The sequence below is a fragment of the Marinilactibacillus sp. Marseille-P9653 genome (genome assembly GCF_916618885.1).
Lineage (GTDB): Bacteria > Bacillota > Bacilli > Lactobacillales > Carnobacteriaceae_A > Marinilactibacillus.
This window is the reverse complement of sequence record NZ_CAKAKH010000003.1, coordinates 42,005-48,600: the sequence shown is the minus strand read 5'-3', so window position 1 is coordinate 48,600 and position 6,596 is coordinate 42,005. Positions and strand designations below refer to the sequence as shown.

5 protein-coding genes and 1 pseudogene are annotated in these 6,596 nt (G+C 40.0%); 3 read left to right on the top strand and 3 right to left on the bottom strand.

Translation table 11 applies throughout. The annotated features are described in order from the left end of the window. Positions 1-72, top strand: a pseudogene (locus LG377_RS12285) (IS6 family transposase); the annotation flags it as partial. A 150-nt stretch (positions 73-222) separates the two neighbouring features. Continuing rightward, complete coding sequence (gene lspA / locus LG377_RS12280) at positions 223-693, top strand: signal peptidase II (RefSeq protein WP_007725803.1); 471 nt, start codon at positions 223-225, stop codon at positions 691-693. 291 nt (positions 694-984) lie between these two features. On the opposite strand, the gene lpdA is transcribed toward lspA, so the two are convergent. The 3 genes from lpdA to LG377_RS12265 form a co-directional block, all read right to left on the bottom strand. Beyond that, positions 985-2,406 (bottom strand): dihydrolipoyl dehydrogenase, encoded by a 1,422-nt coding sequence (gene lpdA / locus LG377_RS12275; RefSeq protein WP_072693708.1) that lies wholly within the window; start codon positions 2,404-2,406, stop codon positions 985-987. Positions 2,407-2,576: 170 nt separating this feature from the next. Further along, the gene (locus LG377_RS12270; protein ID WP_083540455.1) at positions 2,577-4,973 is read right to left on the bottom strand and encodes a heavy metal translocating P-type ATPase; all 2,397 of its coding nucleotides are present in this window, start codon (positions 4,971-4,973) and stop codon (positions 2,577-2,579) included. After that, a complete protein-coding gene (locus LG377_RS12265) occupies positions 4,966-5,331 on the bottom strand; it encodes a metalloregulator ArsR/SmtB family transcription factor (protein WP_034558141.1) in 366 nt (121 codons plus the stop codon). The genes LG377_RS12270 and LG377_RS12265 overlap by 8 nt, the downstream gene beginning before the upstream one ends. A gap of 182 nt (positions 5,332-5,513) precedes the next feature. Here LG377_RS12265 and LG377_RS12260 point away from each other — a divergent pair, with 182 nt between their 5' ends. After that, complete coding sequence (locus LG377_RS12260; RefSeq protein WP_002325565.1) at positions 5,514-6,194, top strand: IS6-like element IS1216 family transposase; 681 nt, start codon at positions 5,514-5,516, stop codon at positions 6,192-6,194. Positions 6,195-6,596 lie beyond the last annotated feature (402 nt).

Here is a 6,596-nt window from a genome sequence, read left to right as displayed (position 1 = left end):
CGAAAAGAAGGCACTCTCTTCGGGTTTTCGGTCTGTACTGAAATCAAGGTATTATTGGGAATCCCAGCTTAAATCATAGATACCGTAAGGGATTTTATTCTTTATTTAAAACTTTGCAACAGAACCAGTAGGCGAATAATGTTCCGACGAAGAACTATACTTCCTCGTTCCTGTCGTCTACAATGAATAGTGCTTGTATTACTGATAAAGAGAGGTTGCTGTATGATTTTATATTACTTACTGGCAGCTGTTTTGATTGCCATAGATCAACTAGTGAAGTGGGGAATCGTCCAGAATTTCGCCTTGTACGATGAGCTGGAAGTTATCCCAAATATTTTTTCCCTGTACTACATCCAGAACCGTGGGGCCGCCTGGGGGATATTGCAAGGGAGGATGGGCCTCTTCTTCATCATCACCGTCCTGGTGGTGGGGTATCTGGTCTACACCTTCCATAACCTGCCGCAAAGGAGCATTTTGGCCGGTATCAGCTTCTCCTTCATCCTGGCGGGGGCTTTGGGCAACTTCATTGACCGCATGCGTCTCGGCTATGTGGTGGATATGCTCCGATTCGATTTCATTGATTTCCCGATATTCAACGTGGCAGATGTTTTCCTCACCATCGGAGTGGGTACCATGATCGTCTACCTCCTCTTTTTCGAAAAAGAAGAGGGAACTACGTCCAAAAGGGATTAGGAAGGGGCGAAAAGGAAATGAACTGCCGGGTTGCTGGATAGGCAGGCAAAAATAGCTAAGCTAGGCTCCAAGCCAAGGATAACTAAAGAGAGCTCAGGCAGTTTATCTCAGAAGCTGATTCCGGTATTCCACCGGAATCAGCTTCTTTAGCTTCCATTGTGGGTACAAAAAAAGACTCTATAAAGGATCTCTTTTTAAGAGCTCACTTTATAGAGTCCAGATTAAGGTTTTACTAGCTTTCTTTTTTCTTCAATCAGGGAACATTGATTGTCCCAGCTTTTTTGTTTCTACTTACTGTTTCTTATTGAGCATGTGGATAGCATGCCCCAAAACCCCTTCCGCAGCTTCCATGAGGGGTTCCGGCAAGGTTGGATGTGCATGGATGGTGAGGCTGAGATCTTCTGCAGTTGCTCCGGCCTCAATTGCAAAGACTGCTTCAGCAATGAGAGAGGATACCTCTGGTCCTACCATTTGCACACCTAGCACCAGGTTGGTGTTCTTCTCCGCGACAATCTGGACAAAACCATCAGCGTCCGAAACAGATAGAGCTCTTCCGTTTGCTTGGAATGGAAAACGGCTGGCAATCGTTTCATATCCCTTTGCCTTTGCCTCGCTCTCCGTTAGCCCTGTATAAGCGACTTCTGGGTCACTAAAGATGACAAAAGGCATTGCTTGGAAATCAATCGCACTCTTCATCCCACTAATCACTTCTGCAGCGATTTTCCCTTCGTAACTAGCTTTATGGGCAAGAAGATGACCGCCTGCACAGTCTCCAATAGCATAGACATGTTCAACATTCGTTTGACATTTTTCATTGATTTTAATAAAACCGCGCTGGTCTAATTCGACCCCGATGTTTTCCAAGCCACTGTTCCCTGTATTGGGTTTTCTTCCAATGGAAACTAGACAATAGTCCCCGTTAACAATTTCGTCCTTCCCATTTACCTGAACCTGAACATTTACTTCATTACCTGTATTCTCTCCGCCTTGGACGAAAGCATTCGTTATAACGGTGACTCCAAGCTCCTTCAAATGGCGTTTTACTACATTTGTAAGCATAGAATCCGTACCCGGGAGAATTGTATCGGTTCCCTCAAGGATGGTCACCTTAGCCCCAAATTTGGCATAAGCAGTCCCCAATTCTAAACCGATATAACCGCCACCCACTACAATCAAATGCTTCGGTATTTCCTGAAGCGTCAATGCCTCCGTTGAAGAGATAATCCTTTTTCTATCAAATGGCATATTTTTTAACTCAGTTGGCAAGGATCCTATGGCAAGGATTAAGTCGTTGTACGAATAGAACTGCTCACCGTTTTCGGTTCTTATCCTTACAGTATGAGGTTCAGTGAGATAAGCTTCTCCGCTTATTACTTCGACTCCATTACCTTTCAACAAGGTCTGTACCCCGTTTGTGAGCTTGCTCACGATCCCGTCCTTCCATTTCACTACTTCTGGCATTTCTACTTGAACATCGCCAGAAACCTTAATGCCCATTGCATTTGCATGTCTAATATGTTTTACTCGTTCAGATGCACTTATCAGAGCTTTTGACGGAATACATCCTCGATTAAGGCAAACCCCTCCCAATTCTGCTTTATCCACCAAGACCACTTTTCTTCCTAATTGAGCAGCGCGTATGGCAGCAACGTAACCGCCTGATCCCGCGCCTATAATTAACACATCTACGTCTTTTTGTGCTTTCTCAGTCATCTTTGTTTCCTCCTAGCGATTTTAAAGTATTATGTAAAGATTTTAACTATTCATCTACATAACCTGATATTTTTACATATACCCTATTTGAAAGGTTTCTATCTAAATCAAATCAACTATTTGAAAATTATGAGAAAGAGGCTTTCCAAACAAACGGAAAGCCTTCACTTTTATTCTTTAACCCGCATAAGTCGTAAACTATTTAATGCTACCAAAAGAGTTGCCCCCATATCTGAAAGAATGGCAATCCAAAGCGTTAGCCATCCAGGTATAACTAGTAGTAATGCAATGACTTTAATAGCAATAGCAAAGGTAATGTTAGCCTTAATTATATTTAGAGCTTTACGGCTTAGTTTTACAGCAAATGGAAGTTTTCTCAAATCATCTCCCATTAACGCAACGTCTGCCGTCTCAATAGCTGTATCTGTACCAGCACCACCCATTGCTATTCCAACTGTAGAAGCTGCCAATGCCGGAGCATCGTTAACACCGTCACCAACCATGGCTACATTCCCATGCTCTGATCGTAACTGTTTGATATAATCCAATTTATCTTGAGGCATTAATTCTGCCTGAATATCAGATACTCCAACATGCTCTCCTATTGCCTTTGCAGTACCTTGATTATCGCCAGTTAGCATTATTGTTTGTTTGATCCCTAACTGATGTAGCTTTTGAATCACATCTTTGCTTGATTCACGAACTTCATCTGCTACGGCAATAACTGCAAGAATATTTTGTTCTGTACCAATTATCATCGCAGTTTTCCCTTGATTTTGGAGGTGTCTAACCTTATCCTCGAACTCTTGGCTAAAGTCGGGAACAAATAATTCCTTGAAAAGTTTTGGACTGCCTATATAATAGGTTGTTCCGTTTATAAACCCTTTTATACCTCGACCCGTAATAGAAGAAAAATCCTCCACATTTACATCTGAATAAGAGATATTTTCTTGTTCTGCTTTTTTCATAATCGCTGAAGCAAGAGGGTGCTGCGAACGGTACTCAAGAGCTGTAATGATGGAAAGCAATTCTTTCTCTTCCATTTTTTTATTTAATACTGTAAAGTCTGTTACAACTGGAACACCTTTTGTCAGTGTACCGGTTTTATCAAATGCGATGGCCTTTAAGGCTCCCAATTCTTCTAAATAAACCCCTCCTTTTACAAGGACACCTTTTTTCGCAGCATTCCCAATCGCTGAAACAATAGAAATAGGAGTCGATATGACCAACGCACAAGGGCAACCAACAACAAGAACAGCTAACCCTTGATAAACCCATGTTTCCCAACTGCCATCAAAGAATAAAGGCGGGACTATAGCAACTAATGCAGCAATGACCATTATGATTGGTGTATAATATTTAGCGAATTTTTCAACAAACGCTTGAGATGGAGCGCGTTCCCCTTGGGCTTCCTCTACAAGATGAATAATTTTAGAAATCGTTGTATCTTCTACTAGTTTGGTTATTTTTACTTCAAGTAACCCTTCTTCATTTAAAGTACCAGCAAATACTTCATCATCAACGATTTTGGCAACAGGGACTGACTCACCTGTTATAGCTGCCTGATTGACGGCAGAGTAACCACTGACAACGACACCATCCATGGCAATCTTTTGACCAGGTTTAACAATCATAATATCTCCAACCATGATATCATCAACATGGATCATGATTTCTTGCCCATTCCGCCTTACAAGGGCTTCCTTTGGCGCGATGTCCATTAATGAACGAATCGATTGTCTAGCTTTGTCCATAGAAAACCGTTCCAGAGCTTCACTAATCGCAAAGAGTATGACAACAAGGGAAACTTCAGCCCATTCTCCTATAATGGCACCACCTATAACAGCTACTGTCATAAGGGTTTTCATGTCAAAGTCAAAATGAATCAAGTTTTGTAAACCGACTTTAAAGAGTGATAATCCTCCGATTAACATAGATGCTACAAATAATAATGTAGTAACAATGTTCTCATCCCCATTAACAGATGAGGAAAGGTAACCAAAGACAAGAAATAAGGCTGAATAGAGTAAAGTGCTCTGTTTTTTATAGAATGGCACTTTTTCTTCTTTTTTAACCTCTTTCCCCTCTTGAGAAGCCTGTTGTCTCCGTTCATCAGGAGCCACCTTTAAGTTTTCAAAAGCGCCAGCCTTTTCTAATTCTTCAATGGAAGTTTCACCATAAACCGATATTTTTGATGCCCCAAAGTTTACCTTGGCATCTTGAACACCTGGAAGCTCTTTAACATTTCTTTCAAATTTCCCTGCACAATTTGCACATGAAAAACCTTGAACTCGGTATACATTTTTTTCTTGATTCATCTCTTGTGGTACTTGACGTCTCGTTTTTTCCGGAATTACTTTCAAGTTCTCAAAAGCACCCGCTTTTTCTAGCTCTTCGATCGTTGGCTCGCCGTAAACGGAGATCTTGGAGGCGCCGAAGTTCACTTTGGCGTCCTGTACTCCTGGTATGTCTTTGACGTTTCTCTCGAACTTCCCGGCACAGTTTGCGCAAGAGAACCCCTCAACTCGGTACACATTTTTCTCTGCTGATGTTATTGTTTCACTCAACTTTAACGACCTCCTTTTGGTGTGCAAAAGCAATTTTTATGAGATTTTTTACATGGTCATCATCCAATGAGTAGAAAACTAATTTCCCCTCTTTACGATACTTGGCTAAACCTAAAGTTCTTAGCAACCTTAAGTGATGGGATGCTGTTGCAGTAGTAGAGCCTACGATATTTGCAACATCACAAACACATAACTCGTCCTCTAATAATAAAGCGTAGGCAATCTTTATCCTTGTATCATCAGAGAGGGCCTTAAAAACTTGTGCTGCCTCCACTGGTTTTTGCTCTGACAGGTTTCTTTTAGCCCTGGAAACTTTTTCTTGATCAAAAAGCGAAACTTCACAGTAATCTTTAATCACAGTATTTCCTCCTTTCGTATTATTCAAACACACATTTTAATGATGTAATATCATTCTATACATTTACACTCAAATAGTCAAACGTTTATTAGAGTATGAACTACTTTTGGTTCTGTTGCAAAGTTTTAAATCTACTATCAAATAAGGTAGAATAATAGAAAAAGATAGCAGGAGGAATGACGATGAATCATTTTAAAGGAAAGCAATTTCAGCAGGATGTGATTATTGTAGCCGTGGGCTACTATCTTCGTTATAACCTTAGCTATCGTGAAGTTCAAGAAATCTTATATGATCGTGACATTAACGTTTCTCATACGACGATTTATCGTTGGGTGCAAGAATATGGCAAACTACTCTATCAAATTTGGAAAAAGAAAAATAAAAAATCCTTTTATTCATGGAAAATGGATGAAACGTACATCAAAATTAAAGGAAAATGGCATTATTTGTATCGAGCCATCGATGCAGATGGTTTAACCTTGGATATTTGGTTACGTAAAAAACGGGACACACAAGCAGCCTATGCTTTTCTTAAGCGGTTAGTGAAGCAGTTTGATGAACCGAAGGTTGTAGTCACAGATAAAGCCCCCTCTATTACAAGTGCCTTTAAGAAACTAAAAGAATACGGCTTTTATCAAGGGACAGAACATCGTACCATTAAATACCTGAATAATTTGATTGAACAAGACCATCGTCCAGTAAAGAGACGCAATAAATTCTATCGAAGTTTACGCACTGCCTCTACCACGATTAAAGGCATGGAAGCCATTCGAGGATTATATAAGAAAACCCGAAAAGAAGGCACTCTCTTCGGGTTTTCGGTCTGTACTGAAATCAAGGTATTATTGGGAATCCCAGCTTAAATCATAGATACCGTAAGGGATTTTATTCTTTATTTAAAACTTTGCAACAGAACCATATTTTTCATACAGTTAACTAATTTATTATTTACATAGATTGAAAAGAAGCGTTAAGAGCTGACTAGAAAAAAACAGGGCTATTTTGAGAATCCTCTCAAGATAGTCCTGTTTTACTTAAAAATCATTCCTGCCCACGTTTTATTAATCGCATAATGGGTTTGCGATATTCTCTGAACCTACCCACGTCTTGTATACCGCCTAATGGGTTTGCGGTATTTCTAAATAGATTATATCACCCACGTTCTTATTATTCTATTTAATTTGTATGTCTTTCTCTCTTAAATTTATTTATATACACTCTATAAAACAAAAAAAGACGCTTTTAACGTCTTTTTCATGCCACTA

Excerpts from the sequence above, each read along its gene's own strand:
- lspA (WP_007725803.1), top strand. The coding sequence starts at position 223 with ATGATTTTATATTACTTACTGGCAGCTGTTTTGATTGCCATAGATCAA.
- lpdA (WP_072693708.1), bottom strand. The coding sequence starts at position 2,406 with ATGACTGAGAAAGCACAAAAAGACGTAGATGTGTTAATTATAGGCGCG.
- LG377_RS12260 (WP_002325565.1), top strand. The coding sequence starts at position 5,514 with ATGAATCATTTTAAAGGAAAGCAATTTCAGCAGGATGTGATTATTGTA.